Annotated in this window: 26 protein-coding genes and 1 pseudogene; 10 read left to right on the top strand and 17 right to left on the bottom strand. The window is 64.2% G+C overall.

The window, feature by feature from the left end; all coding sequences use genetic code 11:
- Positions 1–6: 6 nt before the first annotated feature.
- The 3 genes from SO156_RS22810 to SO156_RS22800 all read right to left on the bottom strand — a co-directional run bounded on the left by SO156_RS22810 (position 7) and on the right by SO156_RS22800 (position 1,887).
- On the bottom strand, positions 7–852 hold the full coding sequence (locus SO156_RS22810; RefSeq protein WP_458148652.1) for a hypothetical protein: 846 nt from the start codon (positions 850–852) through the stop codon (positions 7–9).
- 157 nt (positions 853–1,009) lie between these two features.
- Positions 1,010–1,498 carry an SRPBCC family protein gene (locus SO156_RS22805; protein ID WP_498536297.1) on the bottom strand — a complete coding sequence of 163 codons (489 nt, stop codon included), beginning with the start codon at positions 1,496–1,498 and terminating at the stop codon, positions 1,010–1,012.
- Positions 1,498–1,887, bottom strand: a complete 390-nt coding sequence (locus SO156_RS22800) for an ArsR/SmtB family transcription factor (protein WP_498536296.1) — start codon at positions 1,885–1,887, stop codon at positions 1,498–1,500. The genes SO156_RS22805 and SO156_RS22800 overlap by 1 nt, the downstream gene beginning before the upstream one ends.
- A gap of 283 nt (positions 1,888–2,170) precedes the next feature.
- Between SO156_RS22800 and SO156_RS22795 the strand changes: the two genes are divergently transcribed.
- Positions 2,171–3,226, top strand: coding sequence for a serine hydrolase (locus SO156_RS22795; RefSeq protein ID WP_498536295.1), 1,056 nt, complete (start codon positions 2,171–2,173; stop codon positions 3,224–3,226).
- Between the two features lie 107 nt (positions 3,227–3,333).
- Here SO156_RS22795 and SO156_RS22790 read toward each other — a convergent pair whose 3' ends face one another.
- Positions 3,334–4,038 carry an SDR family oxidoreductase gene (locus tag SO156_RS22790; RefSeq protein ID WP_498536294.1) on the bottom strand — a complete coding sequence of 235 codons (705 nt, stop codon included), beginning with the start codon at positions 4,036–4,038 and terminating at the stop codon, positions 3,334–3,336.
- A gap of 97 nt (positions 4,039–4,135) precedes the next feature.
- Between SO156_RS22790 and SO156_RS22785 the strand changes: the two genes are divergently transcribed.
- Positions 4,136–4,975, top strand: a complete 840-nt coding sequence (locus tag SO156_RS22785; RefSeq protein WP_498536293.1) for a GNAT family N-acetyltransferase — start codon at positions 4,136–4,138, stop codon at positions 4,973–4,975.
- 44 nt (positions 4,976–5,019) lie between these two features.
- Here the strand turns inward: SO156_RS22785 and SO156_RS22780 are convergent, their stop codons facing one another.
- Positions 5,020–5,457: a hypothetical protein gene (locus SO156_RS22780; RefSeq protein ID WP_458148659.1), complete on the bottom strand. Its 438-nt coding sequence runs from the start codon at positions 5,455–5,457 to the stop codon at positions 5,020–5,022.
- A gap of 639 nt (positions 5,458–6,096) precedes the next feature.
- Between SO156_RS22780 and SO156_RS22775 the strand changes: the two genes are divergently transcribed.
- Complete coding sequence (locus SO156_RS22775; protein WP_458148660.1) at positions 6,097–6,825, top strand: Crp/Fnr family transcriptional regulator; 729 nt, start codon at positions 6,097–6,099, stop codon at positions 6,823–6,825.
- 29 nt (positions 6,826–6,854) lie between these two features.
- On the opposite strand, the gene SO156_RS22770 is transcribed toward SO156_RS22775, so the two are convergent.
- The 3 genes from SO156_RS22770 to SO156_RS22760 all read right to left on the bottom strand — a co-directional run bounded on the left by SO156_RS22770 (position 6,855) and on the right by SO156_RS22760 (position 7,934).
- Positions 6,855–7,046, bottom strand: coding sequence for a hypothetical protein (locus tag SO156_RS22770; RefSeq protein WP_458148661.1), 192 nt, complete (start codon positions 7,044–7,046; stop codon positions 6,855–6,857).
- 47 nt (positions 7,047–7,093) lie between these two features.
- Entirely contained in the window at positions 7,094–7,300 is a 207-nt protein-coding gene (locus SO156_RS22765; protein ID WP_458148662.1) for a hypothetical protein, read from the bottom strand.
- Positions 7,301–7,499: 199 nt separating this feature from the next.
- The gene (locus SO156_RS22760) at positions 7,500–7,934 is read right to left on the bottom strand and encodes a phasin family protein (RefSeq protein ID WP_498536292.1); all 435 of its coding nucleotides are present in this window, start codon (positions 7,932–7,934) and stop codon (positions 7,500–7,502) included.
- A 792-nt stretch (positions 7,935–8,726) separates the two neighbouring features.
- On the opposite strand from SO156_RS22760, the gene SO156_RS22755 reads away from it, so the two are divergent.
- Positions 8,727–10,580, top strand: coding sequence for an alkaline phosphatase family protein (locus SO156_RS22755; RefSeq protein WP_498536291.1), 1,854 nt, complete (start codon positions 8,727–8,729; stop codon positions 10,578–10,580).
- Between the two features lie 54 nt (positions 10,581–10,634).
- Here SO156_RS22755 and SO156_RS22750 read toward each other — a convergent pair whose 3' ends face one another.
- A complete protein-coding gene (locus SO156_RS22750; protein ID WP_458148665.1) occupies positions 10,635–11,219 on the bottom strand; it encodes a hypothetical protein in 585 nt (194 codons plus the stop codon).
- 382 nt (positions 11,220–11,601) lie between these two features.
- On the opposite strand from SO156_RS22750, the gene SO156_RS22745 reads away from it, so the two are divergent.
- Positions 11,602–12,261 (top strand): peroxiredoxin, encoded by a 660-nt coding sequence (locus SO156_RS22745; protein WP_458148666.1) that lies wholly within the window; start codon positions 11,602–11,604, stop codon positions 12,259–12,261.
- 82 nt (positions 12,262–12,343) lie between these two features.
- On the opposite strand, the gene SO156_RS22740 is transcribed toward SO156_RS22745, so the two are convergent.
- Positions 12,344–14,080, bottom strand: coding sequence for a methyl-accepting chemotaxis protein (locus SO156_RS22740; RefSeq protein ID WP_498536290.1), 1,737 nt, complete (start codon positions 14,078–14,080; stop codon positions 12,344–12,346).
- Between the two features lie 120 nt (positions 14,081–14,200).
- Between SO156_RS22740 and SO156_RS22735 the strand changes: the two genes are divergently transcribed.
- Both SO156_RS22735 and SO156_RS22730 read left to right on the top strand, forming a co-directional pair.
- Positions 14,201–15,640 (top strand): cryptochrome/photolyase family protein, encoded by a 1,440-nt coding sequence (locus SO156_RS22735; RefSeq protein WP_498536289.1) that lies wholly within the window; start codon positions 14,201–14,203, stop codon positions 15,638–15,640.
- A 66-nt stretch (positions 15,641–15,706) separates the two neighbouring features.
- Complete coding sequence (locus tag SO156_RS22730; RefSeq protein ID WP_498536288.1) at positions 15,707–15,970, top strand: hypothetical protein; 264 nt, start codon at positions 15,707–15,709, stop codon at positions 15,968–15,970.
- A gap of 90 nt (positions 15,971–16,060) precedes the next feature.
- Here SO156_RS22730 and SO156_RS22725 read toward each other — a convergent pair whose 3' ends face one another.
- On the bottom strand, positions 16,061–16,933 hold the full coding sequence (locus SO156_RS22725) for a DMT family transporter (RefSeq protein WP_498536287.1): 873 nt from the start codon (positions 16,931–16,933) through the stop codon (positions 16,061–16,063).
- Positions 16,934–17,053: 120 nt separating this feature from the next.
- Positions 17,054–17,500, bottom strand: a complete 447-nt coding sequence (locus tag SO156_RS22720) for a hypothetical protein (RefSeq protein WP_498536286.1) — start codon at positions 17,498–17,500, stop codon at positions 17,054–17,056.
- Positions 17,501–17,788: 288 nt separating this feature from the next.
- Between SO156_RS22720 and SO156_RS22715 the strand changes: the two genes are divergently transcribed.
- Positions 17,789–18,052 carry a hypothetical protein gene (locus SO156_RS22715; RefSeq protein ID WP_458148672.1) on the top strand — a complete coding sequence of 88 codons (264 nt, stop codon included), beginning with the start codon at positions 17,789–17,791 and terminating at the stop codon, positions 18,050–18,052.
- Between the two features lie 28 nt (positions 18,053–18,080).
- On the opposite strand, the pseudogene SO156_RS22710 reads toward SO156_RS22715, so the two are convergent.
- A pseudogene (locus SO156_RS22710) lies at positions 18,081–18,346 on the bottom strand (host attachment protein); the annotation flags it as partial.
- Between the two features lie 98 nt (positions 18,347–18,444).
- A complete protein-coding gene (locus SO156_RS22705) occupies positions 18,445–18,855 on the bottom strand; it encodes a DUF3775 domain-containing protein (protein ID WP_458148673.1) in 411 nt (136 codons plus the stop codon).
- Positions 18,856–19,125: 270 nt separating this feature from the next.
- On the opposite strand from SO156_RS22705, the gene SO156_RS22700 reads away from it, so the two are divergent.
- Both SO156_RS22700 and SO156_RS22695 read left to right on the top strand, forming a co-directional pair.
- On the top strand, positions 19,126–19,386 hold the full coding sequence (locus tag SO156_RS22700) for a hypothetical protein (RefSeq protein WP_498536285.1): 261 nt from the start codon (positions 19,126–19,128) through the stop codon (positions 19,384–19,386).
- A 119-nt stretch (positions 19,387–19,505) separates the two neighbouring features.
- Positions 19,506–19,679, top strand: a complete 174-nt coding sequence (locus SO156_RS22695) for a hypothetical protein (RefSeq protein ID WP_458148675.1) — start codon at positions 19,506–19,508, stop codon at positions 19,677–19,679.
- A 51-nt stretch (positions 19,680–19,730) separates the two neighbouring features.
- On the opposite strand, the gene hutU is transcribed toward SO156_RS22695, so the two are convergent.
- Genes hutU through hutI form a run of 3 tightly spaced genes read right to left on the bottom strand, consistent with a single transcriptional unit; the run spans position 19,731 to position 24,183 of the window.
- Positions 19,731–21,401 carry a urocanate hydratase gene (gene hutU, locus SO156_RS22690; protein ID WP_498536284.1) on the bottom strand — a complete coding sequence of 557 codons (1,671 nt, stop codon included), beginning with the start codon at positions 21,399–21,401 and terminating at the stop codon, positions 19,731–19,733.
- 11 nt (positions 21,402–21,412) lie between these two features.
- A complete protein-coding gene (hutH, locus tag SO156_RS22685) occupies positions 21,413–22,972 on the bottom strand; it encodes a histidine ammonia-lyase (RefSeq protein ID WP_498536283.1) in 1,560 nt (519 codons plus the stop codon).
- Positions 22,969–24,183: an imidazolonepropionase gene (gene hutI, locus SO156_RS22680; protein WP_498536282.1), complete on the bottom strand. Its 1,215-nt coding sequence runs from the start codon at positions 24,181–24,183 to the stop codon at positions 22,969–22,971. Before hutI ends, hutH begins: the two co-directional genes overlap by 4 nt.
- Positions 24,184–24,227: the final 44 nt, after the last annotated feature.

The following is a 24,227-nucleotide window of genomic DNA, read 5'->3' as shown; positions in this document are numbered from 1 at the left end:
TTTGCCTCAAACGAGGTATCGCGTCAGATAGCCTTCCATCGCATAGACCGCGCACAGCGCCAGGCTCGACCACACCGCCGCGCTGAAATAGAGCGCCATCCAGGCAAGCTCACCCTTCCAATGCGCGACGTCATGCGTCACGACCCAGCGGGTGGCGACGTCATGAAGGCCTTCGAGCAGGCCGAGCAGCCTGCCGCCTTCGGGATGCCCTGCCCGCCAGCGGCTCAGATACATCGGCACGTCGACGGTGACGAGGAAGGCGAGATAGCAGGCGATCCCGACGATGCCGGCAATGAGCCCCCAGCGCACCGGCCCCTGGAATTCGGGCAGCAGCCGGCACAGCGCGACGCCGACCAGGAAGAAGACCACCGCCCACAGCGAATTCTCTATGGCGTTGTAGAGGTAGTTGGTGGTCAGGACCGCGTACCAGGAAAAGCATTCGGCGATGATGATCACCGGCACGATCACGAGCGCAATGTTCGCGGTGGTCTCCGCCCCCGCCATGCCGCCGAGCTGGGCGAGGATGACCGCCCATTGCGCCGCGAAGCAGAGCTCGGCGACGGTTGCGACCGAGCGGCCGACGAACACGCTCGACAACCATGTGTCGAACAGGCAGATGCGCTGCACGTCGGCGCGCGGCAGGAACGAGCGGAACGCGCAGCCGAACACATAGCCGGCGCAGAGCAGCAGCATGAGCCCGATGCCCGAGACGCCGCCGAAGCCAGCCGTCGGGACCTGGTAGAATTCGCGATACAGCATGTACCAAACGAGGATGTTGACGTTGCTGACCAACGTCAGCGAACCCCACCACCAGGCCAGGGGATTTGACCTCGCCTGCAACATCAACCGCATCGACCGCTCCGCTTTTTATCGAACTGACATCAAGCGGTAGCAATACTGTCACAATAGGGCAGCCGGTTGCGACAAAAATCTGCGTGTCTGATTCGGGCCGGGCCGGACCTCGGTCAGACTGGGCCCGGCCCGCGCGAGCGGAAGATCGCGAGCGCGATCAGCCCTTTAGGGCCGTCACATGGGCGGCAAGCTTGTCCAGCGTCTGGTAACCGAGCTCGACGGCGCCGAAGCCGATCACGGTCTCGCGCTGCGCGGCCGTCGGGTGCAGTTGCCGCAGCGTCAGCACCGTCTTGTCGCCATGGGCGTCGAAAGTGACCGTCATGCGGAACATGCCGGAGTCCTCGTCCTTGTCCACGCCATGATTGACCTCGATCAGCCGCGGCTTGTCGATGCGCAGAAAGCGCATGCGGTTTGGATAGACCATGCCGTCGGGCCCGATCATGTCGAAGCGCCAGACGCCGCCGACGCGAACGTCGATCTCCTTGCTCTCGATCCGGAAGCCCGCCGGCCCGAACCATTGCGGCAGATGCTTTGGGTCGGACCACGCCTCGAACACCAGCTCGCGCGGCGCGTCGATCACGCGCGACAGCACGATCTCGCGATCGAGCGACCATTGCGACAGGGCGGGGTTGGCTGAACTCGTCATCACTCGGCACCTTTCCGTTTGGTTGTTCGGGACGGCCGCTTGGCAGCCGCCCTCTCCTTCTCTTTCTTGAGCTTCATCACGTAAGCCTCGAACCGGTCGAGACGCGCTTCCCAGATCGCCCGCTGCTGCTGCAGCCAATCCTCCGCACCCGCCATCGCCTCCGGCCGCAGCCGGCAGGTGCGCACGCGCCCGGACTTTTCGGACTCGACGAGGCCACTCTCCTCGAGCACGCGGATGTGCTTCATGAAGCTCGGCAGCGCCATTGCGAAGGGATCGGCGAGCTCGCCGACCGACGCCTCGCCGGCGCACAGCCGCATCACGATCGCCCTGCGCGTGGGGTCCGAGAGCGCGCCGAAGACCTGGTCGAGTCGGGACAATTGGTTAGCCATACAGCTAACTATAGATGAAGCGCCGAGCGTCGTCAATAATTGTTAGCCGTTCGGCTTAGTTTCTTTTGCCGCTGTGGACGGAACCGTTCCCCGCGCAATCGTGAATTGGGAGGCGCGATATTTGCCGATAAGAGTGAAGCGGGGGCGATTCGAACTGATCATCACAACAGTGCACCCTCTTGTTCGCTCACCGCGCCCTGCCATCAGCCGGCGGTCCCTTGCCAAGGCCGCACTGCTGCCGCTCGCGTTCGGTTTCGCCCGCCCTGCGCACGCGGACTCCGACATGATACCGATGTTGCGGGACATCGTGGCGACGGAGCTTGCGCCGACGGCGACGTCGGATCATCCCGGCGGCCTTGCCGCCGCGCTCTATGCGGGCCGTCACGTCGAGTTCTTCAACTACGGCCTGGCCGACGAGGCCACCAGGCATCCGGTCACATCGGACACCCTGTTCAACCTCGCATCCTTGCGAAAGACCTTTGAGGCGACGCTGGTCGCGCTCGGGGTGCGCCGCGGCGAATTGCGGCTCGACGAGCGCGTGGCGGCGTACCTGCCCGAGCTCGACGGCGACTATATCCGCCGCGTCACGGTCGGCGAGCTCGTCACGCATACATCCGGCCTGCTGCTGCCGACGGATCATCCGCCCTGGCCGAACGAGTCGTTCAGCCTCGGCGAGTTCCTCGATATGCTCAATGCCTTCGCGCCGCCGCAGGGCATCGCGCCCGGCAAGCAGCGCATCTACACTCATGCCGGCTATGTGCTGCTCCAGCTCGTGCTCGAGCGCCGCTATCGCTTCCCGGTCCGCGAGCTGATCGCAAACCGCATCCTGAAGCCGCTCGGCATGAGCGCGACATTGGTGCCAGAGCGCGCGTCCGACAATCGCGCGATGCTGAGTGACGCGCAGATGGCGCGTGCCGTGCAGGGCTATTCGGATCAGGGCACTCCGATCGGGCCGCCCGGCAATCAGCAGAGCTATTTCGACTTTCCGGGCACTGGCCAGATGTTCTCGTCGGCGCGCGATCTCTCGATCTTCGTTGCGGCTTGCGCGGACGGCAGGTCGATCGAGCCCGAGCTGCGCGAGGCCATCCGGACGACGCAGCAGGAGAGCTTTCGCGTCGACGAGAAATTCGGCCAGGCCATGGCCTGGGAGACCGTGCATCTCGATGGTGTGACGGTCCTCGACAAGCCGGGCGGCCTCAACAACGCCTCGGGCTATATCGGCCTCGTGCCCGCGCGCAGGCTCGGCATCGTCCTGCTCGCCAATCGCGGCGAGTATCCGCACGAGATCGCGCGCTACAGGATCCTGCCAACACTGGCGCGGCTGGTCTCGGGGCGCTGACGAGACGCCGATCAAAATGAAAAGCCCCGGCTCGGCCGGGGCTTTTGCGATCACGCGTCTGCAGCGACAATCCGGCGCAGGTTCGGATTGGCGAGAGGCGCCCAGCCTCACGCCGACCGCGTCAGCCCGCCATCGACCCGAATGTTCTGCCCGGTGATGTAGGCGGCGCCATCGGAGGCCAGGAACGAGATCGTCGCGGCGATCTCCTCGACCTTGCCATAGCGCTTCATCGGCACGCTCTCGCGGCGAGCGTCCGTCGCCGGCAGGCTGTCGATCCAGCCTGGCAGCACATTGTTCATGCGGATATTGTCGGCAGCGTAGGTATCGGTGAAGATCTTCGTGAACGCGGCAAGGCCCGCGCGAAACACCGCCGAAGTCGGAAACATCGCGCTCGGCTCGAACGCCCAGGCGGTGGAGATATTGATGATCGCACCGTGCTTCTGCGCCTGCATGATCGGCGTAACCAGCCGCGTCGGGCGGATCACGTTCAAGAGGTAGGTATCCATGCCGGTGTGCCACTGCTCGTCCGTGATCTCGACGATCGGCGCGCGCGGCCCGTGGCCGGCGCTGTTGACGAGCACGTCGATGCGACCCCACTTCGCCATGGCGCCATCGACCAGGCGCTTGAGGTCGTCATGGGACTTGTTCGAGCCGGTGATACCGAGCCCGCCGAGTTCGTTCGCAAGCGCCTCGCCCTTGCCGGAGGAGGAAAGAATCGCGACGCGAAACCCGTCGGCGGCAAGCCGCCGTGCGGCGCCCGCCCCCATGCCGCTGCCGCCTGCGGTGACGAGTGCGACTTTCTCTGCTGCCATGTTGATCTCCGGCTTTGTCCTGACTCGGTGGCCGGTTTATGCGCCGCCCGTCCGGACGTATAGTCCGATCATGAGGCCCTGCACACGATGATTGACCATGGGTGACCTGCAAATCCGCGCCATGCGCCCCGACGACATCGCGCTCGCCGTGGACTGGGCGGCGGCCGAAGGCTGGAATCCGGGGCTCGTCGATGCTGACTGCTTTGCGTGCGTCGATCCGGGTGGCTTTCTCATCGGCGAAATCGACGGCGAGCCGGTCGCCACCGTCTCCTGCGTCAATTACGATGCTCGCTTCGCCTTCCTCGGCTTCTACATCGTGCACAACGAACTGCGCGGCCGCGGCTACGGCTTGCGCATCTGGAACGCGGCGATTGCACATGCGGGCGCGCGCGTGATCGGGCTCGACGGCGTCGTTGCGCAGCAGGACAATTACAGAAAGTCGGGTTTCCAACTCGCCTATGGCAATATCCGCTATGGTGGGACCGTCGCGGCGCCGGCGCAGACGACCGACGTCGTCGCGCTCGAGACGATTCCGCTGGCGCTGGTCGAGGCAGATGACGCCACCGTCTTCCCGGCCTCGCGCAGCGCCTTCCTGCGGGCCTGGGTCGGTGCACCCGGTCATATCGGCCGGGCGCTGATGCGCGATGGAAGTCTCACCGGATGGGGCATGATCCGCCCCTGCCGTCACGGCCACAAGATCGGCCCGCTGGTCGCCAATGACCGCGCCGGCGCGGAGGTCATCATGCAGGCGCTGCTCGTCGGCGCAGGCGGCGGCGAGGTGTTTCTCGACGTCCCCGGCGTCAATCGCGAGGCGATCGCGCTGGCGGAAAGTTTTGGCCTTGCACCGACCTTCGAGACGGCGCGCATGTACACCGGCCCGATCCGACCGCTGCAACTTGACCGGGTCTTCGGCGTCACCAGCTTTGAGCTCGGCTAGCTAGCGACTACCCCGCGCGCCAAGCGGCGATGAAGACGGCACGCTCAGTAGCAGCGCATGATGTTGACGGTCTGCTCGCCGCTGCGCCCGGGCACCGTCACGGTCTCCGTGGGACAGCTCGGCACGTAGGGCCGATCCGACGGCACGACGTTCGGCGGATAGCGATGGGTCCAGTCCCAGGGCACGTCGTAGGTGTAGGTGTAGCGGACGTCGTTGGCGAGCGGCGGCTGGGCCATCTCGGCGGCATAGGAGTCGCTTGTGGGAGGCTCGTAGTAGAAGCCGCCGCCGCCCGGCCAGACAACAAATGAATTCCGGCGATGGAACCGCGCCGACGGCACGATCGGCCGATGGACGGCCGACGGCGTCCCGACTATGCCACGCGGCGCGACGCCGCCCGATCTTGCAAAACCGTTGCTGGAGGCGAAAAGCAGCGCGACTGCGCTCAGCGAGGCGAGCAACGCCCCATATGATCTATACGTCATGGTACGCACCAACTCGTTTGGCCAGCGATGCTGCTCCCCGCCAGCACGCTAGGCCTAGCCGTCAGCCCTCCGCAAACGTATAATTAATTGTTGGTTAAGGCACAGGATTAACAGCTGCGGCTTTCCTTCCCGGCCTGTCAGCGTTTCTGACCATGACCGCTCGCACGCGCGGGCCAATCATTGGTCGCGCAAGTTTTGAAAGGCCTCAGGGTTCCCTTGCACCTGCCCGAGGCACCCTCACGGGAACAACGCTTCGTATTGCCCGAATTTCAGATGATGCCCGTCATTTCGGCAACATGCGGGAACTCCGCGCACACCCTACGGTGATACCCATTCGCGTTTTGCAATTTGTTTCTGGCGACTTATCTGCTTCAACGTATTTACGCGCTATTTGCGAAAGTGCTCCGAGCAGAAAATCAGACTCGAAGCACATTTGAGCCTTTGGTTTTGTTGCGATGAAGGCATTTGGATGAAGGCGATTATATGTGAATTGGAAGCCAACGTCCGTCGAGAGAGCCGATACGAACATGTGCTAGAGCCGCCGCCGTTCGACACCGTTCGGACGCGTGGTGGACGGCTCACGGGGAGTCACTTGCCGTGACCATCCCCAGCGGAATGGGCAACCGCCTTCTAGGAATATTGCCGCAAGCCGACTTCGCTCTGCTCGCGCCCGAGCTCGACAACGTCGCGCTCAATCAAGATGTAGTCCTCTCGCGAGCAGGCGAGCGGGTCGACCATGTCTTTTTCCCTCATAGCGGCGCGATCTCGCTCATGATCGAAATGGCAAACGGACAGGCGGTTGCAACCGCGTCAGTCGGGCGCGAAGGCGCAATCGGCATACTCTCCGTGTTCGGACCGACACCTTCGGTGATAACCGCCAGCGTTCGTGTGGCTGGAACCGCCTCGCGGATTCCGGCCGCGCGATTTCATGCTGCGTTCAACCGGAGCCCCGCGATAAGGCAGGCGGTCCAGGTTCACATCACCTCGTTACTGACGCAGTTCCAACTTGGCGTGGCCTGCAATGCGCTGCATCCAGTCGGAGCCCGGATGGCCCGCTGGCTGCTTCAACTGCGCGACTGCACCGATAGCGACGTCCTTCCGCTCACTCAGGAGTCGTTGTCGCAGATGCTCGGAGTGCGCCGAACCACGGTCACGCTCCTGATGCGCAATCTGCGCGAGTCCGGAGCGATCCGATCTGATCGACGGGGCAAGATCGAGGTTGATCGGCCGAGGCTCGCCACAGCCGCATGCGAATGCCACGTCAGCATGCGTCGCCAGATTGAACAGATCTTCTCGACGAACGCGGCCCGGCCTCGCGCCTGGGCCATGCCGGCCAACGCAAGGGATGACCGGGACAAGGCCGTTTGAGCGTTGTCCGCGCTATTTCCCGGCGTCGGCTATCTTGTGTCTGCCTCATGAGGCGCAAATCTGGATTGCGTCTCCAGCTTGCCGAGCTCGTGCAGGACCTTGGCCACCTCTCGCAATTCATTGCGCGCGGGGCCCGGCTTCAGCCGTCGCGCCTCGACAAGGAAATCCTTTGCTTGCAGCAGCAATGTGGACACTTCACCGGAAACGTTCCTGTTCGCCATGGTAGGCCCCCTATTACATCATCGATGACAGCGTGGGATGATCAGGCCTAAAGACCCGTGCCGCGACGCCGCACACGGAGGGTCGGCTCGTCAACCCAAGCTTCCTGTGCGAACCAGGCGTGATCGACGGAGCAGATCGGACAGCGCGTGCGTCCGAAAAACACCGCGCTGCATCGAAAGCGCTCGCGATCCGTCGCGATTCCGGTCGGAATCGCGCGTCCGGTTTGCGGGCATTTGACCATGAGCATACCCATCTCTTCCTCCTCCTCGGAATCGATCTGATTATTGTTGGAGCAGGAACCAGCCGGTTGGATTGCGCCTCTTGTGTCGGTGCGTTGAGTTGGGGGGCATCGCGCACCTTGCCATCGTCTGATCGAGCATGGAGTGGGGCCATGCAAGTGGCGGGGCTTCTTCCAACCGGCCGGATTGCCCTCCTCTCCGAACCGCCGACGTTCAACCGGCCTTTTGGAAAGCTTTGGCGACGTGCTGCCTGATTGGCTCGCCCGATTGCGTTGCAAGCCTCTGCGCAAGCTCCCACAACTGCGTGTTCTGGGCCGCGGCAGCCTCAAAGGCCCTGCGCGCTTCCGCCGCCGACGTTGTGAAGACGTCGCTCATCGACTTGCTGCTCGCGATACGCGCAAAGAAATCGATTGCGGAGCTGGCGTTCGCATTCGAAATTTCGATGACCTTGAGCCCGTAGTCGGTCGCAGTCCTGGCGCTGCTCGAATAGGTCTCGCGAAGCGCTTCGGTCACCTCCTGCGAGACTGTCTTGATTTTCTCGCAACCCTCCTGCGTGCGAGCGGCTCGCTGCTCGACAAGCTGCTCGAACAGGTTCGGAAGTCCGAACGCGGACAGTCCGAAACCATTTGAACCATTTGCTGCTTTCACTTCGGCTTTCGTTTCACTTTCACTCACAGCGCCTACCCTCTACTCAAGCGAAATCATTTCTCGCGCGCATGAATTGCACCGCGAGAGTCCACGGAAACGAGACTTTCTCCCGTTTCCATACCGATCAGCTATTTGATGAGCTTCTCATTCAGCCCCGCACGACAACTATGCCTGACGTAGGCAAGGCCGTCCGTTCGATTTGCGACTCTCGCTTGGATTTTTTTCGCGAATGTCAATACAAACTCTAGTATGTCGGAGAGGTGACACGGTGCAAACTGGGGATATCTGCGCGACGGCTGGCGGAACTCGCGGGACTATCCAACGAAAACGAAACCGGGCTATCCGGAAGGAACCGCGGCAGCATGCTATCGCAGTAGTTGGGTGCTGCGCCGACCAGTTGGCCCATTCAGGATCGCTAGCGCTGCCCGACGGGCAAAATCACGGCAGAGGCGAGTCAATTCGCGCCGCGCATATCGATTGACGAAATTCGGAATTATCGTATCTTCGCCTCGCCTCCGTCGTTGCAAGCGCCGCGAAGCAATCCAGACTGTCACCCCGTTGGGATTCTGGATTGCTTCGTCGCAAGAGCTCCTCGCAATGACGACATTGAGACAGCACGAGTGACTCTTCCCAACACCGGCTTGGCGAAAGCAGCGGACGACACCGAACGTCCCTTCCCCATCATCCTTTGCACAAACACGACTCTTGTAACAAAACCGTCACACAGCAAAACTAAACGAAGGCGGCGGCCGCGATCGGTCGCAAGCTGCCTCACCGCTGGGAGAGATTTCGATGCGCCGCTCAATCGTGTTGCTGTCCGCCGGACTGACCGTGCTGTCCACCGGACTTGCGTCTGCGCAGAACAACACGCCCCGTAACCTGATCCTGTTCATCCCGGACGGCCTGCGCGCGCTGAAGGTCACCCCCGAGACCGCGCCGGCGATGGCCGCGGTCCGCGACAAGGGCGTCAATTTCAAGAATTCGCATTCGCTGTTCCCGACCTTCACCATGGCGAACGGCTCGGCGATGTCGACCGGGCACTATCTCGGCGACACTGGCGTGTTCTCCAACACGATCTGGACCGGCTACACCTCCGTCCCTGCCGGCGACACCGTGGTCCCCTTCATCGAGAACGACGCCGTGCTCGGCGACATCGACGAGCATTTCAAGGGCAACTATCTCAACGAAGAGACCATTTTGAAGATGGCCCGCGAGAAGGGCCTGAGCACCGCGGCCATCGGCAAGGTCGGTCCGACCTATCAGTGGGACCACACCGATCATCCGGAGAAGCCGGGCCAGCATTCGATCGTGATCGACGATTCCACTGGCGGAAAGGCCGGCGTGGCGCTGTCGGACGAGATGAAGGACGCCCTGACCAAGGCGGGCCTCCCGCTCGCCGCCCCCTCACGCGGCGACAATGCCAAGGCGGGCGACGCCAAGACTCCGGGCACGACTGTCGCCAACGTCGCGCAGCAGGCCTATTTCGCCGACGTCGCCAGCAAGGTCGTGCTGCCGATGTTCAAGGCGCGCAACAAGCCGTTCGTGCTGGTGTTCTGGTCGCGCGACCCGGACGGCACCCAGCATAACCAGGGCGACAGCCTCAATCAGATCATGCCCGGCATCAATGGTCCGAGCACGATGGCGAGCATCAAGAACGCCGACAACAACCTCGCCCAGCTCCGCAAGGCGCTTGACGAGCTTGGGCTGGCGGCCTCGACCAACATCATGATCCAGGCCGATCACGGCTTCTCCACCATCTCCAAGGAAAGCAAGACCAGCCCCTCGGCCAAGGTCAGCTATGACGACACCCCGAAGGATTTCCTGCCGATGGGCTTCCTGGCGCTCGACCTCGCCAAGGCGCTGGACCTGCCGCTGTTCGATCCGAATGACAAGAACGCCGCCGTCACCGGCAACGCGCATCCGAAGGCCGGCAACGGCGTGCTCGGCAAGGATCCGGCCAAGCCCGATCTCGTCGTCGCGACCAACGGCGGATCGGACCTGGTCTACCTCCCCAACAAGGACAAGAAGCTGGCGGCCAAGACCATCAAGGCGCTGCTCGCGCAGGACTACGTTTCCGGCCTGTTCGTCGACGACTCCCTCGGCCGTTTCCCCGGCACGCTGCCGCTGTCGTTCATCAACCTCCGCGGCAAGGCGGCGACCCCGACGCCGGCGATCGTCGTCAACTTCCGTTCCTATGCCAGCGACTGCGGCGAGGCGCCGACCAACTGCTCGGTCCAGGTCGCCGATACCGTGCTGCGCCAGGGCCAGGGCATGCATGGCAGCTTCAGCCGCGGCGACACGATGAACTTCATGGCGGCGATCGGTCCTGACTTCAAGGCGGGCTATGTCGACCAGTTGCCGGTCAGCAATGCTGACGTCGGAGTGACGGCGGCCAAGATCCTGGGGCTGCGCACCTCACAGAACGGCGGCCTGGTCGGCCGCGTGATGTCGGAAGCCTTGCCGAACGGCATCGTGCCGAAGGGCTATGTCGGCGACGTCAAGTCGAAGCCGGCGGAGAACGGCCTGCGCACGGTGCTCAACTTCCAGCGCGTCGAGAGTCAGCGCTATTTCGACGCGGCCGGCTTCCCGGGTCGCACGCTTGGACTCGAGCCTGAGAGCGGCAAACAAAAAACGGCGGGGAAATAACCCCCGTCGTTCGTTGGCGCATCGTGAAGACGTGCGCGAAATTTGACGCCCAGGTCACATGCCAATGTCGAACACGTTCGGCAATTGGCCCGCCAGCGGCAGCGCGGTGGCTCCCAGGAAGGTTGCCACCATCGCCATCAGGCGACGGTTGCCCTGGCGCTTGCCGCGCATCTGGCCCGCGATCCACTCCAACATCTCGGTCTTGACCTTCGAGGCATAGGCCGGCGCCCAGCTCTCGATGTCGGTCTCGGGTGACAGCGCGACGCTGCGCGGCGGCACCGGCAGTCCGGAGGCGCTCGCGGCATGATGCGCGACGGCCTTCGCCAGGAGGTCGTCGAACCGGCCGGCATCGGTGCGCTCGGTCGCGGCCTCGTTGATCTCGAACAGCGCCTCGGCTTCGGCGCGGCTGACGGGCTGGTCGTTGACGGCGACGGCCGTCAGGATGCGCGCGCACCAGGCGGCGTCATCGGCATCGAGCGAGCGGGAGAAATGCACCCGGCCCTTGGTGGTGGGCCCTTCGCCTGTGATCACGCCGTCGCGCACGATGCTGAGTGCATGGGCCGCGGTATCGCGGCAGGACGGTTCGAGGGACGGCGAATCAAGGGACTTGGACTCAAGGGACTTGGCAGCGGCAGACATAGTTCACTTCCAGACTTCTTCTGATCGACCAGCATTTCCATGCAGGGCCTGAACGAGTGGTTAACGATTCGATAGGGTGATCGCGACTTTTCTACATGGTTGCCGATTGGTCGCTGTCGGGACCGTTTCGGTTCTATCCAATGTCGGGCGGCGTGGTGCGGGTCATAAAAGGCAATATCGCGGCAATCCAGCCCTTTCCCGCCGGTGGGGATATTTCGCCGCAGCAGCGCGTGCGGCAAGAAGGTGCTAGAAGATCGGCGTGTTGAGAGAATGATTTCACATTTTACTTGAACGGGTTCACTTCGGACCTTCCCCGTCTTATATTCCACTGAAAGCCTCTAGAACGAATTCATCAGCAACTTCAATGAGATGAGGTAGAACCATGCCACTTCCGATCGGCGCCACCGCCCCCGACTTCGAAGCCGAAACCACCGAAGGGAAAATTAAATTCCACGACTGGATCGGCGACAGCTGGGCCCTTCTGTTCTCGCATCCCAAGGATTTTACCCCGGTCTGCACCACCGAGCTCGGCGCCCTCGCCAAGCTGAAGCCCGAGTTCGACAAGCGCGGCGTCAAGCTGGTGGGCCTGTCGGTCGATCCGGTCGACCGGCATTCCAAATGGGCCGAGGACATCAAGGAAACGCAAGGTGCCGCCCCGAACTATCCGCTGATCGGCGACACCGACTTCAACGTCTCGAAACTCTACGAGATGCTGCCGGCCTCGACCTCGGGCGATCCCCTCACCCGGACGCCGGCCGACAACCAGACCGTCCGCAACGTCTTTGTCATCGGCCCGGACAAAAAGATCAAGCTGGTGCTGGTCTATCCGATGACCACGGGACGCAACTTCCAGGAAATCCTTCGCGCGATCGACTCGCTCCAGCTCACGGCCAAGCATCGCGTCGCGACGCCGGCTGACTGGAAGCACGGTGAAGACGTCATCATTGCCGGCTCGGTCTCCAACGACGAGGCCAAGACGATCTATCCGCAGGGCTGGAAGGAGCCGAAGCCCTACATCCGGATCGTGCCGCAGCCGAAATAACGGCCCTACCCGGTCGTACGGTTCGCCACCAGCAGACCGCGGTCACGAGGGCGGGCCTGAGTGTTTCAGCCCGCCGCTCCGATCAGGCTGCGCGCACGCGGTCGAGGAATTTCTCGACCTCTGCCTTCAGATTGAGGCTCTCGCCTGACAACGCCTGGGCCGAGCCGAACATCCGGCTCGAGGTCTCGCCGGTCTCGTTCGCTCCCTTGGCCGCATGCCGGACATTGGCGGCGACATCCGCCGTGCCGCTTGCCGCAGCCCGAACGCTGCCGGCGATGTTGTGGGTGGCGCTTCTCTGCTGCTCAACCGCCGCAGAGATCGACGTAGCGATGCCGCTGATACGCTCGATGGTCTGGCCGATTGCCTTGATGGCGGCGACCGACTCTTCGGTCGCGAGCTGCATGCTGGCGATCTGACTGGAGATCTCGTCGGTCGCCTTGGCGGTCTGGCCCGCGAGCGTCTTGACCTCCTGCGCCACGACCGCAAAGCCGCGTCCCGCATCGCCTGCGCGCGCGGCCTCGATGGTGGCGTTGAGCGCCAGCAGATTGGTCTGCTCGGCGATCGAGGTGATCAGCTTGACGACGTCGCCGATGCGGGCGCCCGCTTCCGAAAGCTGCGCGATGCGGTGGTCGGTGGCCTCCGCCTGCCGTACCGCCTCGGCTGAAATCTCGTTCGACTCCTGCACCCTGCGGGTGATCTCGGTGATCGATTTGGAAAGCTCGTCTGAAGCCGCAGCCGCCGACTTCACGTGCTCGGAGGCGGTCTCGGAGGCGCCTGCGGACTGTGCCGACAGGTCGGCGGTCGAACGGGCGGTATCGGTCAGTTGCCGGGCAACGCGCTCGAACTCGCTCGAAGAGTCCAGCACGTTGTTGAGGATGCCGCCAACGCTGCCACGGAACTCGTCGACGAAGTTGCGCAGCTCGGACTTGCGCTGCTCGGCGGCCGCAGCCGTAGTCGCAGCCTGCTCGCTGCGCAGGCGCGCCCGCTCCAGCGAATTGCTCTTGAACACCGCGACCGTGCGCGCGATCTCACCGATCTCGTCCGCCCGGTCCTCACAATCGATGGTGATGTCGTTCTGGCCATTGGCCAGCGCCGTCAGCGAGCTCGTCACCGAGCTCAGCGGCCTGGTCACGCGGCGCACGACCAGCATGGTCAGAGCGAGCACCAGCAGCGCTGCGATGCCGGCGGCAATCGCCATGTTGCGGATCGCCTCCGCCATCATGCTTTCGAAGTGCGCCATCGGGATGCCGACGTAGAGAATGCCGACGACCTTGCCGGCCGCATCCGAGACCGGGAAATAAGCGGTCATGAAGGACTTGCCGAACAGCGTGGCCTGCCCCTTATAGGCCTCGCCCTTGCGCAAGGGGACCTGGCCGGGGTGATCGGCGGCGAGCTGGGTGCCGACGGCGCGGTCGCCGTTCTCCTTCTTCACATTGGTCGAGCGGCGGACGAACTGCCCACTGGCGTCGTCGAACACGAACAGCGTGGCGTTGCCGCCGACATAGGACACGGCGCGATCGACGATCGCATGGTCCTTGAAGTCGGGCATCTTGGGGATCTCGGCGCGGACGACCATGCCGTCCCTCATCGTGATCCTGGCGTCGGGAACGATCTCGGCGAAGGCGAGCGCCAGCGTGCGCAGATTGACCTCGATGTCGCGCAGCGCGCGATCGTTGAACTCGGACGTGAGAGACCAGTAGCCCGCACCGACCACGAGTGCCGTATTCACCGCAATCAGGAGCACCGCGCACAGCACCGCCTTGGTGCCGAGCTTGAACCGGAACTGCGGCAGGACCTTCCCAGTCAAAGGATTGGACATGAAACTCCCCCAAAAAACGGCCGTATATTTGAGGGACCGGCTTACGATCGCATTAACGGCCGTTCGCAACTGCAGCCGGCGACATGCCTTCCAAAAGGTGAACGAGGATCTTTCCCGACCATGCCAAGCCCGCGGCCGATCATCGTCTGGTTCCGCGATGACCTGCGACTCTCCGACCACCCGGCCCTCCACGCCGTCACGCGGACTGGCGCGCCGGTAATCTGCCTCTATGTCCTCGACGACACCGTGGGACGGCCGCTCGGTGCCGCGGCGCGCTGGTGGCTGGCGCAGTCGCTGCGGTCGCTTGCCGCAGGCCTCGCCGCGATCGGCGGCGCGGTCACGCTGCGCAGGGGACCGGCGGTCACGGTCATCCCCGAGGTGGCACGCGAAAACGAAGCGGTCGCAGTCTACTGGAACGAGATCGCGCAGGCGCCGCATCAAGCGCTTGAGACGAAACTCAAGGAGAGCCTCGCAAAGCTCGGCGTCGACGCACAAAGCTTCCCCGGTGACCTCCTGGCCTCGCCAAGCACGATCCGCAACAAGGAGGGCCGCGGCTTGCGCGTGTTCACGCCATTCTGGCGGCGCGTGCTGGCGCTGGGCGATCCGCCCAAACCGCTGCCGGCGCCGAAAGCGCTGCGGGCAGGTCCAGCGCTTGCGGGCGATGCCCTCGAAAGCTGCGAGCTCGAACCGACACGGCCCGATTGGGCCGGCGGCCTGCGCGAGAGCTGGCAGCCCGGCGAGACCCAGGCCCACGGCCGGCTGCGCGATTTCCTCAAGACCGCCGCGCGCGGCTATGCCAGCGAGCGCAACCGGCCCGACCTGCCGGGCACCTCGCGGCTGTCACCGCATCTGCGCTTCGGCGAGATCAGCCCGCGCCAGCTCTGGCACACCGCACGGTTTGCCGCCGCCGAGGACCCCGCCCTTGCGAGCGGTGTCGAGAAATTCCTCGGCGAGCTCGGCTGGCGCGAATTCTGCCGTCACCTCCTGTTCGACCATCCCGACCTCGCAACGGAGAACCTGCAACCCGGCTTCGACGCCTTCCCGTGGAAGCACGACGCGAAGGCGCTCGCCGCCTGGCAGCGCGGCCGGACCGGCTATCCCATAGTCGATGCCGGCCTGCGCGAGCTCTGGCACAGCGGCGTGATGCACAACCGGGTGCGGATGGTCGTGGCCTCCTTCCTGGTCAAGCATCTCCTGATCGACTGGCGACAAGGCGAAGGGTGGTTCTGGGACACGCTGGTCGATGCCGACGCCGGCAGCAACCCCGCCAACTGGCAATGGGTCGCCGGCTGCGGCGCCGACGCCGCGCCCTATTTCCGTATCTTCAATCCGGTGCTCCAGGGCGAGAAGTTCGATCCTGATGGCACCTATGTGCGGCGCTGGGTGCCCGAACTGAAGCATCTGCCGGCGAAGCTGATCCATCACCCCTGGAAGGCGACACCGATCGAGCTTGCGAGCGCAGGCGTCGAGCTCGGCTCCGGCTATCCGCGTCCATTTGTCGATCATGCCAAGGGGCGCGAGCGCGCCCTCGCAGCTTACGCGAAGATCCGCAAAGGTTGAGCGTCGCTTTGACAGGTTGTCGAATCCCGTTATCGTCATCGCTCCGTTCAAACCTTGGGGGACGATATGAAAGACGACGCACCCGTCATTGAGCCGGCGATCGAAGCGATGCCCGTCGCCGAGCCGCCGAAAGAGGCTGCAAAGCCGAAGAAGAGCCGGAAAGCCGCCAAGAAGGTCGCAAAGAAAGTAGCGGCGAAGAAGACGGCGAAGAAGGCCAAGAAAGCTTCCAAGAAGGCTTCCAAGAAGAAAGCCGCCAAGAAGGCTCCCAAGAAGGCTCCCAAGAAGGCCGCGAAGAAGGCCTCCAAGAAAAAGAAGAAAGCCAAGCGCTGATCGCGGATCCAAGATCAGGCCTCCGGGTGCCCAGCGCCCGGCGGCTCTGCGTACTGTTCTCGCCCGCCGCGTCGAGGCCCGTCCGCGCGGCTAGAAACGCCTGTTGACCACGAATACCGCCGCCGCACAGATCGCCATGCCGGCAACGGCCACCTCATCGAGCCGTTCGCCGAACAGCAGATAGGCCATCAGCGCCGTGACCGCGGGCACCAGGTAAAACAGGCTCGCAACCGCGGTCGCGGCCGAACGCCGGATCAGCCAGTACAACAGGCCGATTGACCCGATCGACAGCACCACCGCGAGCCAGGCCAGCCCCAGCACGAATTCCCGCGTCCAGTGCACCACGCGGTCTTCGAAGGCGAAGGCCCCCGCCGCAAAGAACAGTGTCACTGCGACATATTGCACGAGATTGCCGGCGCGCCAGTCGATGTGGTTGCAGTAGCGGCGCTGGTAGAGCGTGCCGAGCGTGATGCTGATCAGCGAGACGACCGAGGCAAGCCATCCAAGGCCTGCCTCTCCGGTCATCGGACGATTGTGCAGGATCAGCACCACGCCACCGAGACCGAACAAGAGCCCGCCCCATTGCAGCGGCGTCACCCGCTCGCCGAGCCAGCGATTGGCGATGGTCGAGGTCAGGATCGGCTGGAGGCCCGGGATAAGCGCGGAAAGGCCGGCGGGAATCGAATGCGCGATCGCAATCGCAGTGCCGCCGAGATAGAAACCGTGAACGAGAATGCCCGCGACCGCGCTGTGGGCAATGCCGGTCCCGTCCGGCCATTTGGGACGTGCAATTGCCACGATGATCGCCATCAACCCGACCACGATCGCCATGCGGATGGCGAGGTAGGTCAAGGGGTCGGCGTTGTTGACGACGGATTTGGTGGCGATGAACCCGGTACTCCACAGCACGACGAAGAGGACCGGCGCCGCGCGTGCGGCCCAATTTTCTTGATTATAATTCATTGCCGCTCTCATTGCCCGACCATGGGAAGCGCGGCAATGCAAATTTGGGCGGATCCCTTGCTGCGCTGCGCGAGGGACGTGCAGGCTGCGCCGAGGACGACGTCAGCCGGCGCGGGCCGCTCACCACTCGTCGGGACAGGGGTCGACGATCTTCCAGAGATCGACGCCGTTCTTGATCTTCTTCATCTCGGGGGTGAGCCCGCCATTGCGCTGGATCCAGTCCTTCACCGTGTCCGGGTAATAGGACATCAGGTCGGACGTGCCCGCGGCGCTGGTCACCTTGATGCCGAAGGTGAATGCCTTGTCGTAATAGGCCTGGTGAAAGCCGAGGCTGGCGCGTGGCGTCACGCAGATCTTGTTCATGGGCACGATGCCCAGGACCAGGGTGCAGGCCGAATTGCAGATGCCGTCGATGATGACCCGCTCGCCCTTGTCGCGGATGCGCTTGTACTTGGCCTTGTATTCCTCGACGTAACCGCCGTGGTCGCGCGTGATGTGCAAATCCGCGCGCGCGGGGGCCGCGGCGACGCAGGACATCAACAGCAGGCTGATGGGCGTGATGCGCATTGCAGAGTAACGGCTGAAGCCTTGTTTGAAGGAAGCCGACCTCATAGAGAGCCCCAAGGGGCCGGCCACCGGATGCGAACGAACTCTTGGCCAAACTGTGTTGGGAATCCGTTAAGCATCCGGAAAAGGCCAAAAATGGGCAGACCTTGGGGTTCGCTGGCGGTCCCGGCAGCACCAAGGCGCGAATCTGTGGAATTTCACCAGGTTTACGGCCGCAAAGCGGGTGCCCTACGGGCCGCAAATCGCTATAAGATCGTTGTCGGTCAGGTCGGCTTCCGGAGAATCAAGATGAGCAAGTTGAAGTGCCTTGCGGCGGTCGCCGCCCTGTCGGTGGTGACGCTCGCCCCGAGCCTGTCCGAGGCGCGGGTCCATCACCGGTATCACCACCACTACGCCAATCCGCTGCCCTACCCGATCAGCTACATCCACAATTACGGTCCGGGAGTCACGTCCGGCCGCTTCGCCTATTACGACGGGCCGTCGACCAACCACTGTTACCAGGGCTCGGCCGCCTATATCGGCCAGGATCGGCGCCGGCATCCCTGCTTCTGAGGGACGCTGACGCGCTGCCGGCGCAAACCTATCGCGTCGCGCCGGACGCCAGGAGCTGCTGCTCGATCTCATAAACCTGCAGCCTGACGAGGTCCTTGCCGACCTCGCCATTCAGCGTCTTGCGCACTGCGGCCGAGTATTCGGCCCGGATCATGCCGAGCGCACGGGTGAGGCCACCACCATGGCCAGCGCCGCGGTCTCGCCGGATGTGACCGCGCTATCGAGTCGGCCGGCCAGGCTCTTCAGGAAGGCACGCTCCGCCTCGTCATGCCAGTCGGTCTGCTCGACCGAGCTGGTCATTGCAGTACTCCAGGAATGGCGCGGGCGCCGCGAAAGACCACCCCGCGCAAAACGATGCACGCCGGCCGGTCACCGCCCCGGTCACCGGCCGGTCAGAGATGCTCTTCGAACTCCTCGAAGGACTTGCCGAACTGCGTCATCGCCTCCTCCAGATAGTCCGCGAGCATCGGCGTCGCGATCAGATAGGAGGCGGTACGATTGTTGTGAGCCTGCGCCGCCTGGGACTGCAGCTCGGGCCAGGTCGAAAGGTCGCCGTCACCGCGGCCGAGCCACGTCAGCGCCACGAGATCAATCTGCTCGTCGACATTGAGGTCGCGTATGAAGCCGGCCAGCTCCGCGCGGTCGGTCGCCTCTCCCCGGCCGCCGCGGCCATAACTCATGTCATCGTCGCCGCTGTCCAGGATGACGCCACCACCGTCTGCCCCACTGTCGGACTGGCGAGACTTCGCGATGATGAAGAAGACCTTTTCGGGCGAGATCGACAGGCTGGGAATGGTCCGCATGGTGCTTCACCTTCTTGAGGGACCGGCGTATCGCCGCCGCACTCACACCAAGCAGACTATAAGTGCCGGAGGGCACGCGAATTGCGCAAGATCAAGTATCAAAGCGGCGCAGAGCCGTTGTCTCCACTCGACGGCGTGCTGGATTGGGGGCGGAATTGGGCGGTGACCGCCCGGCTGAAGATTTGTTCATCAGCATTACATTTCGGCTCTGCCACAATTTCATCAGAACCAATTCTGATATCTGGGTTCCCGTAATCGGAGGAATACATCATGAAGCTTGGAATTGGCCTCGTTGCCGCATCGTTGTTCGCAGCGGTCGCGGCATCGCCGGCCGCGTCCGCCATGCCGGTCGCACCCGCCCCGCAGGTGACACCGGATGCCCAGCAGGTTCGCTTGGTCTGCGACGCCTGGGGGCGCTGTTGGCGGCAGCCGTCCTACTATTATGGCTACGGCTATGCACCCTATTACGGGCCCAGATATTATGGACCGCGCTATTACGGTCCTCGCTATTATGGCTATCGCCGTTGGTGAGATTTTGAGGGGCCCTTCGGGGCCCCTTCGCATATGCGAGATAGCGTCGTCGGACGAAAGACGATTCCAAAACTGATCCAGATCAAGGACGAAACAAGCCATCCGTCCATGCTGTGCCGATGGCCGATTTGATCGTTTTTCGTTGCCCGCAGACGGGCTTGAATGTGCAAACTCATTTGGAAAAGCAGCAGGGCGCCGAGGGGCGGAGTTTTGAGGCCTTCACCTGCCCCGCCTGCGCGCGCGTCCATTTCATCGATCTGGTGTCCGGACAGCCAATGAGCCGGAATCGCTGAGCAGCTCAACCGCGCGACGGTCAAGGAGACTCCCTTGGAGACGCTGGCCCGCTAACCTGCCAGGCTCGGCAGATCGAGCCCGTTTGCGCGAGCGCAGTCGATCGCGGTCTCGTAGCCGGCGTCCGCGTGACGCATGACGCCGCTCGCCGGATCATTCCACAGCACGCGTTCGAGGCGGCGGGCGGCCTCCGCAGTGCCGTCGGCGACGATCACCATGCCGGCATGTTGCGAATAGCCGATGCCGACGCCGCCGCCGTGATGCAGCGACACCCAGGTGGCTCCGCTGGCACAATTCAGCAGCGCATTGAGCAGCGGCCAGTCCGACACCGCGTCCGAACCGTCGCGCATCGCCTCGGTTTCGCGGTTCGGGCTTGCCACCGAGCCGCTGTCGAGATGGTCGCGGCCGATCACGATCGGCGCCTTCACTTCACCGCGCGCCACCATCTCGTTGAAGGCGAGCCCAAGCCGATGCCGGTCACCGAGACCGACCCAACAGATCCGCGCCGGCAGCCCCTGAAACTTGATGCGCGCCTTTGCCATGTCGAGCCAATTGTGCAGGTGCTTGTCGTGCGGCATCAGCTCCTTCACCCGTGCGTCGGTCTTGAAAATATCCTCGGGATCGCCCGACAGCGCCGCCCAGCGAAACGGCCCGACGCCGCGGCAGAACAGCGGACGGATATAGGCCGGCACGAAGCCGGGGAAATCGAACGCGTTGTTCAATCCCATGTCCTTCGCCATCTGGCGGATGTTGTTGCCGTAGTCGAGCGTGGGAAGCCCTTGCGCGTGGAATTCCAGCATCGCCTTGACGTGGTCGACCATGGAGGATTTTGCCGCGAGCTCAACCGCCTTCGGATCGTCCTTGCGCCTCGCCTCCCACTCCGCAAGCGTCCATCCCTTCGGCAAGTAGCCGTTGATCGGATCGTGGGCGCTGGTCTGATCGGTCACGATGTCGGGCTTGACGCCGCGGCGCACGAGCTCGGGGAAGATGTCGGCGGCGTTGCCAAGCAGCCCGACCGAGACGGGCTTCCTGGTTTGCGCGGCGTCCGCCATCAGTGCGAGTGCTTCATCCAGCGAGCTCGCCTGGCGATCGAGATAGCCGGTGCGCAGGCGCATCTCGATGCGGCTCGGCTGGCACTCGATCGCGAGCAGCGATGCACCGGCCATCGTTGCCGCCAACGGCTGCGCGCCGCCCATGCCACCGAGGCCCGCCGTCAAAATCCATTTGCCGGCAAGGCTGCCGCCATAATGGCGCCGCCCGACCTCGACGAAGGTCTCGTATGTCCCCTGCACGATGCCCTGGCTGCCGATATAGATCCACGAGCCTGCCGTCATCTGGCCGAACATCATCAGCCCGGCCTTGTCGAGTGCGTTGAAGTGATCGAGCGTCGCCCAGTGCGGCACGAGATTGGAATTCGCGATCAGCACCCGCGGCGCATCGGCATGGGTGCGGAAGATGCCGACCGGCTTGCCCGACTGAACGAGCAGCGTCTGGTCGCCCTCGAGCTTGCGCAGCGACGCAACGATCCGGTCAAAACTCTCCCAGTCGCGCGCCGCCCGGCCGATCCCGCCATAGACGACGAGCTCGCCCGGCCGCTCGGCGACATCGGGATCGAGATTGTTCATGAGCATGCGCAGCGGTGCCTCCGTCAGCCAGCTCTTGGCGCTGATGTCGGAGCCGCGTGGGGCGCGGATCGTGCGTTCGTTGTCCAATCGGCGATTCATCGGGCGACCTCTCAGGCAAGCAATGGAAACGGATCTTTCGCGAGCACCGCGCTCGCCATGCGCGGCAGCGCGCCGGCCTCGACCATCGCCTTGGCTTTGGCAAGGTCGTCGGCCATGTAGCGGTCGGGTCCGAGCGCCGGCACGTCCTCGCGCAAGGCGGCGATGACGGCCGCCAGTGCGGGGCTGGTCAAATGCGGCAGGCGCAGCGTAATGCCCTGCGCGGCGACCAACAGCTCGATGCCGAGGATGGAGGCGAGATTATCCGCCATGTCGGAGAGCCGCCGCGCGGCATGCGCGGCCATCGACACATGATCTTCCTGATTGGCGCTGGTCGGCGTCGAATCGATCGAGCACGGCGCGGCGCGCTGCTTGTTCTCGGCGTAGAGCGCCGCCGCCGTCACCTCGGCGATCATGAAGCCGGAGTTGAGGCCGGGATCGGGCGTGAGGAACGGCGGCAGGCCGAAGTTCAGCGCGGGATCGACCAGCGTTGCGATGCGCCGTTCGCTGATGGCACCGATTTCAGACAGCGCGAGCGCGATTCCGTCAGCGGCAAAGGCGACCGGCTCGGCGTGGAAATTGCCGCCCGACACGATCTCGCCGGTCTCGACCAGCACCAGCGGGTTGTCCGTGACCGAATTGGCCTCGATTATCAGGGTGCGCGCGGCCTGCGCCAGTACGTCGAGCGCGGCACCGGCGACTTGCGGCTGGCAGCGCAGGCAATAGGGATCCTGCACCCGCTCGTCGCCTTCCAGATGCGACTGACGGATATCGCTGCCCTCCAGCAGGGCCATCAGCGTTGCGCCGGCGGCGACCTGTCCGGCATGGCCGCGCAGCGCCTGGATCTCGGAACGAAACGGCACCGTCGAGGCCATCGCCGCATCGACGGACAGCGCGCCGGTCACCAGCGATGCGCAGGCCAGCGCGTGTGCGCGCAGCAGGCCGGAGATCGCATAAGCCGTGGAGAATTGCGTGCCGTTGATGAGTGCGAGGCCTTCCTTGGGACCAAGCGTCAATGGCGCGAGACCGGCGCGGGCCAGGGCCTCGCCGCCCGGTATGATCGTTCCGCCCACCAGCGCCTGCCCTTCGCCGATCATGACTGCGGCCATGTGCGCGAGCGGCGCCAGATCGCCGGAGGCGCCAACCGAGCCCTGCTGCGGCACCAGCGGGCAGATGCCGCGCGCGAGCATCGCTTCGAGCTGCGCGATGACCTCCCGCCGCACCCCTGATGCGCCACGCCCCAGCGAGATGATTTTCAGCGCCATCATCAGCCGCACCACCGGCTGCGGCGTCGGCTGTCCCACCCCGCAGCAATGCGACACGATCAGATTGTGCTGAAGCGTCGCCGTCTGGTCGGGCGAGATCCGCTTCGAGGCGAGCTTTCCGAACCCGGTGTTGATGCCGTAGGCTGGTGCAGGCGCCTGCGCGGCCGCGGCCACGATCGCCGACGCCGCGTCGACCGCCGGCCAGAATGACGGATCGAGCTCTACGGTCGCGCCCGCCAGCACCTGCGCGAGATCGCCGAGGCTGACGCGGCCGGGTGTGACAACGATTGGTGTCGCAGCGCCGTTCACTGGCCTCTCCAGACGCGGCGATGCAACGGATTGAAGCCAATCCGGTAGACGAGCTCGGCCGGCCGCTCGACGTCCCAGATCGCGAGGTCGCACCCTTTGCCAGCCTCTAACGTGCCCATTTCCGAAAGCATGCCCAGTGCGCGCGCCCCCTCGCGCGTCACGCCGGCGAGGCATTCGACGACCGTCATTCGGAACAGCGTTGCGCCCATGTTCATCGTGAGCAGCAGCGAGGTGAGCGGCGAGCTGCCGGGATTGCAGTCGGTCGCGAGCGCGATCCTGACGCCATGCTTGCGGAACAGCTCGAGCGGCGGTTTTTGCGTTTCGCGGATGAAATAGAAGGCACCCGGCAACAGGACGGCTACCGTTCCCGCCTGCGCCAGCGCTGTCGCGCCTCGCTCATCGGTGTGCTCGAGATGATCTGCGGACAGCGCCGAGAATGTCGCGGCGAGCCCTGCACCGCCGAGATTGGAGAGTTGATCGGCGTGCAGCTTCACCGGCAAACCGAGCGCTTTTGCCGCCGCGAACACACGCGCCGTTTGCTCTGCCGAGAACGCGATGCCTTCCATGAACGCATCGACAGCGTCGGCAAGCCTGGCCTGCGCCACCGCTGGCAGCATCTCGCGGCACACCAGATCAATGTAGCGATCCTTGTCGCCGCCAGCTTCAACGGGAAGCGCGTGCGCGCCGAGGAAACTCGTGCGGATTGCAACCGGCCGGACGCGCGCGAGCGCGCGGGCGGCACTGAGCTGCCGCATCTCGGTTACCGTGTTGAGACCATAACCCGACTTGATCTCGAGCGTCGTTACGCCCTCACCGATCAGCGCATCTAGCCTCGGCAGCGCACTCACAACGAGCTCCGCCTCGCTCGCCGCCCGCGTTGCCGCAACCGTTGAGACGATGCCGCCGCCGGCGCGTGCGATCTCTTCGTAGCTGGCGCCCGTGAGCCGCAGCTCGAATTCGCGCGCGCGATTGCCGCCGTAGACCAGATGCGTGTGGCAATCGACGAGGCCAGGCGTGATCCACCGCCCCGAGCAGTCGATCCACTCCGCCGCGTCGGCATCCGCCGGAAAGTCCGCGACAGCGCCGGCGTACGCGATGCGGCCATCGCGCGCCGCGACCAGGCCATGCGCGATCTCGCCAAGATCGGGCAGATCGTCCCGCATCGTGGCGAGGCGGGCGTTGTGCCAGATCCGATCGAAGCGCTCTGCCATGCAGGTGTTCCTTCGCTGCCGGACGCTTGACTTATATGTCTAGA

This window comes from Bradyrhizobium sp. UFLA05-125 (assembly GCF_059803515.1).
The sequence above is the reverse complement of the archived record's forward strand: the minus strand, read 5'-3'. Positions and strand labels throughout refer to the sequence as shown.

What these genes read in the sequence shown, in the direction of transcription:
- SO156_RS22810 (WP_458148652.1), bottom strand. Translation starts at nt 852, where the DNA reads ATGCGGTTGATGTTGCAGGCGAGGTCAAATCCCCTGGCCTGGTGGTGG.
- SO156_RS22805 (WP_498536297.1), bottom strand. Translation starts at nt 1,498, where the DNA reads ATGACGAGTTCAGCCAACCCCGCCCTGTCGCAATGGTCGCTCGATCGC.
- SO156_RS22800 (WP_498536296.1), bottom strand. Translation starts at nt 1,887, where the DNA reads ATGGCTAACCAATTGTCCCGACTCGACCAGGTCTTCGGCGCGCTCTCG.
- SO156_RS22795 (WP_498536295.1), top strand. Translation starts at nt 2,171, where the DNA reads ATGATACCGATGTTGCGGGACATCGTGGCGACGGAGCTTGCGCCGACG.
- SO156_RS22790 (WP_498536294.1), bottom strand. Translation starts at nt 4,038, where the DNA reads ATGGCAGCAGAGAAAGTCGCACTCGTCACCGCAGGCGGCAGCGGCATG.
- SO156_RS22785 (WP_498536293.1), top strand. Translation starts at nt 4,136, where the DNA reads ATGGGTGACCTGCAAATCCGCGCCATGCGCCCCGACGACATCGCGCTC.
- SO156_RS22780 (WP_458148659.1), bottom strand. Translation starts at nt 5,457, where the DNA reads ATGACGTATAGATCATATGGGGCGTTGCTCGCCTCGCTGAGCGCAGTC.
- SO156_RS22770 (WP_458148661.1), bottom strand. Translation starts at nt 7,046, where the DNA reads ATGGCGAACAGGAACGTTTCCGGTGAAGTGTCCACATTGCTGCTGCAA.
- SO156_RS22765 (WP_458148662.1), bottom strand. Translation starts at nt 7,300, where the DNA reads ATGGGTATGCTCATGGTCAAATGCCCGCAAACCGGACGCGCGATTCCG.
- SO156_RS22755 (WP_498536291.1), top strand. Translation starts at nt 8,727, where the DNA reads ATGCGCCGCTCAATCGTGTTGCTGTCCGCCGGACTGACCGTGCTGTCC.
- SO156_RS22750 (WP_458148665.1), bottom strand. Translation starts at nt 11,219, where the DNA reads ATGTCTGCCGCTGCCAAGTCCCTTGAGTCCAAGTCCCTTGATTCGCCG.
- SO156_RS22745 (WP_458148666.1), top strand. Translation starts at nt 11,602, where the DNA reads ATGCCACTTCCGATCGGCGCCACCGCCCCCGACTTCGAAGCCGAAACC.
- SO156_RS22740 (WP_498536290.1), bottom strand. Translation starts at nt 14,080, where the DNA reads ATGTCCAATCCTTTGACTGGGAAGGTCCTGCCGCAGTTCCGGTTCAAG.
- SO156_RS22735 (WP_498536289.1), top strand. Translation starts at nt 14,201, where the DNA reads ATGCCAAGCCCGCGGCCGATCATCGTCTGGTTCCGCGATGACCTGCGA.
- SO156_RS22730 (WP_498536288.1), top strand. Translation starts at nt 15,707, where the DNA reads ATGAAAGACGACGCACCCGTCATTGAGCCGGCGATCGAAGCGATGCCC.
- SO156_RS22725 (WP_498536287.1), bottom strand. Translation starts at nt 16,933, where the DNA reads ATGAATTATAATCAAGAAAATTGGGCCGCACGCGCGGCGCCGGTCCTC.
- SO156_RS22720 (WP_498536286.1), bottom strand. Translation starts at nt 17,500, where the DNA reads ATGCGCATCACGCCCATCAGCCTGCTGTTGATGTCCTGCGTCGCCGCG.
- SO156_RS22715 (WP_458148672.1), top strand. Translation starts at nt 17,789, where the DNA reads ATGAGCAAGTTGAAGTGCCTTGCGGCGGTCGCCGCCCTGTCGGTGGTG.
- SO156_RS22705 (WP_458148673.1), bottom strand. Translation starts at nt 18,855, where the DNA reads ATGCGGACCATTCCCAGCCTGTCGATCTCGCCCGAAAAGGTCTTCTTC.
- SO156_RS22700 (WP_498536285.1), top strand. Translation starts at nt 19,126, where the DNA reads ATGAAGCTTGGAATTGGCCTCGTTGCCGCATCGTTGTTCGCAGCGGTC.
- SO156_RS22695 (WP_458148675.1), top strand. Translation starts at nt 19,506, where the DNA reads ATGGCCGATTTGATCGTTTTTCGTTGCCCGCAGACGGGCTTGAATGTG.
- hutU (WP_498536284.1), bottom strand. Translation starts at nt 21,401, where the DNA reads ATGAATCGCCGATTGGACAACGAACGCACGATCCGCGCCCCACGCGGC.
- hutI (WP_498536282.1), bottom strand. Translation starts at nt 24,183, where the DNA reads ATGGCAGAGCGCTTCGATCGGATCTGGCACAACGCCCGCCTCGCCACG.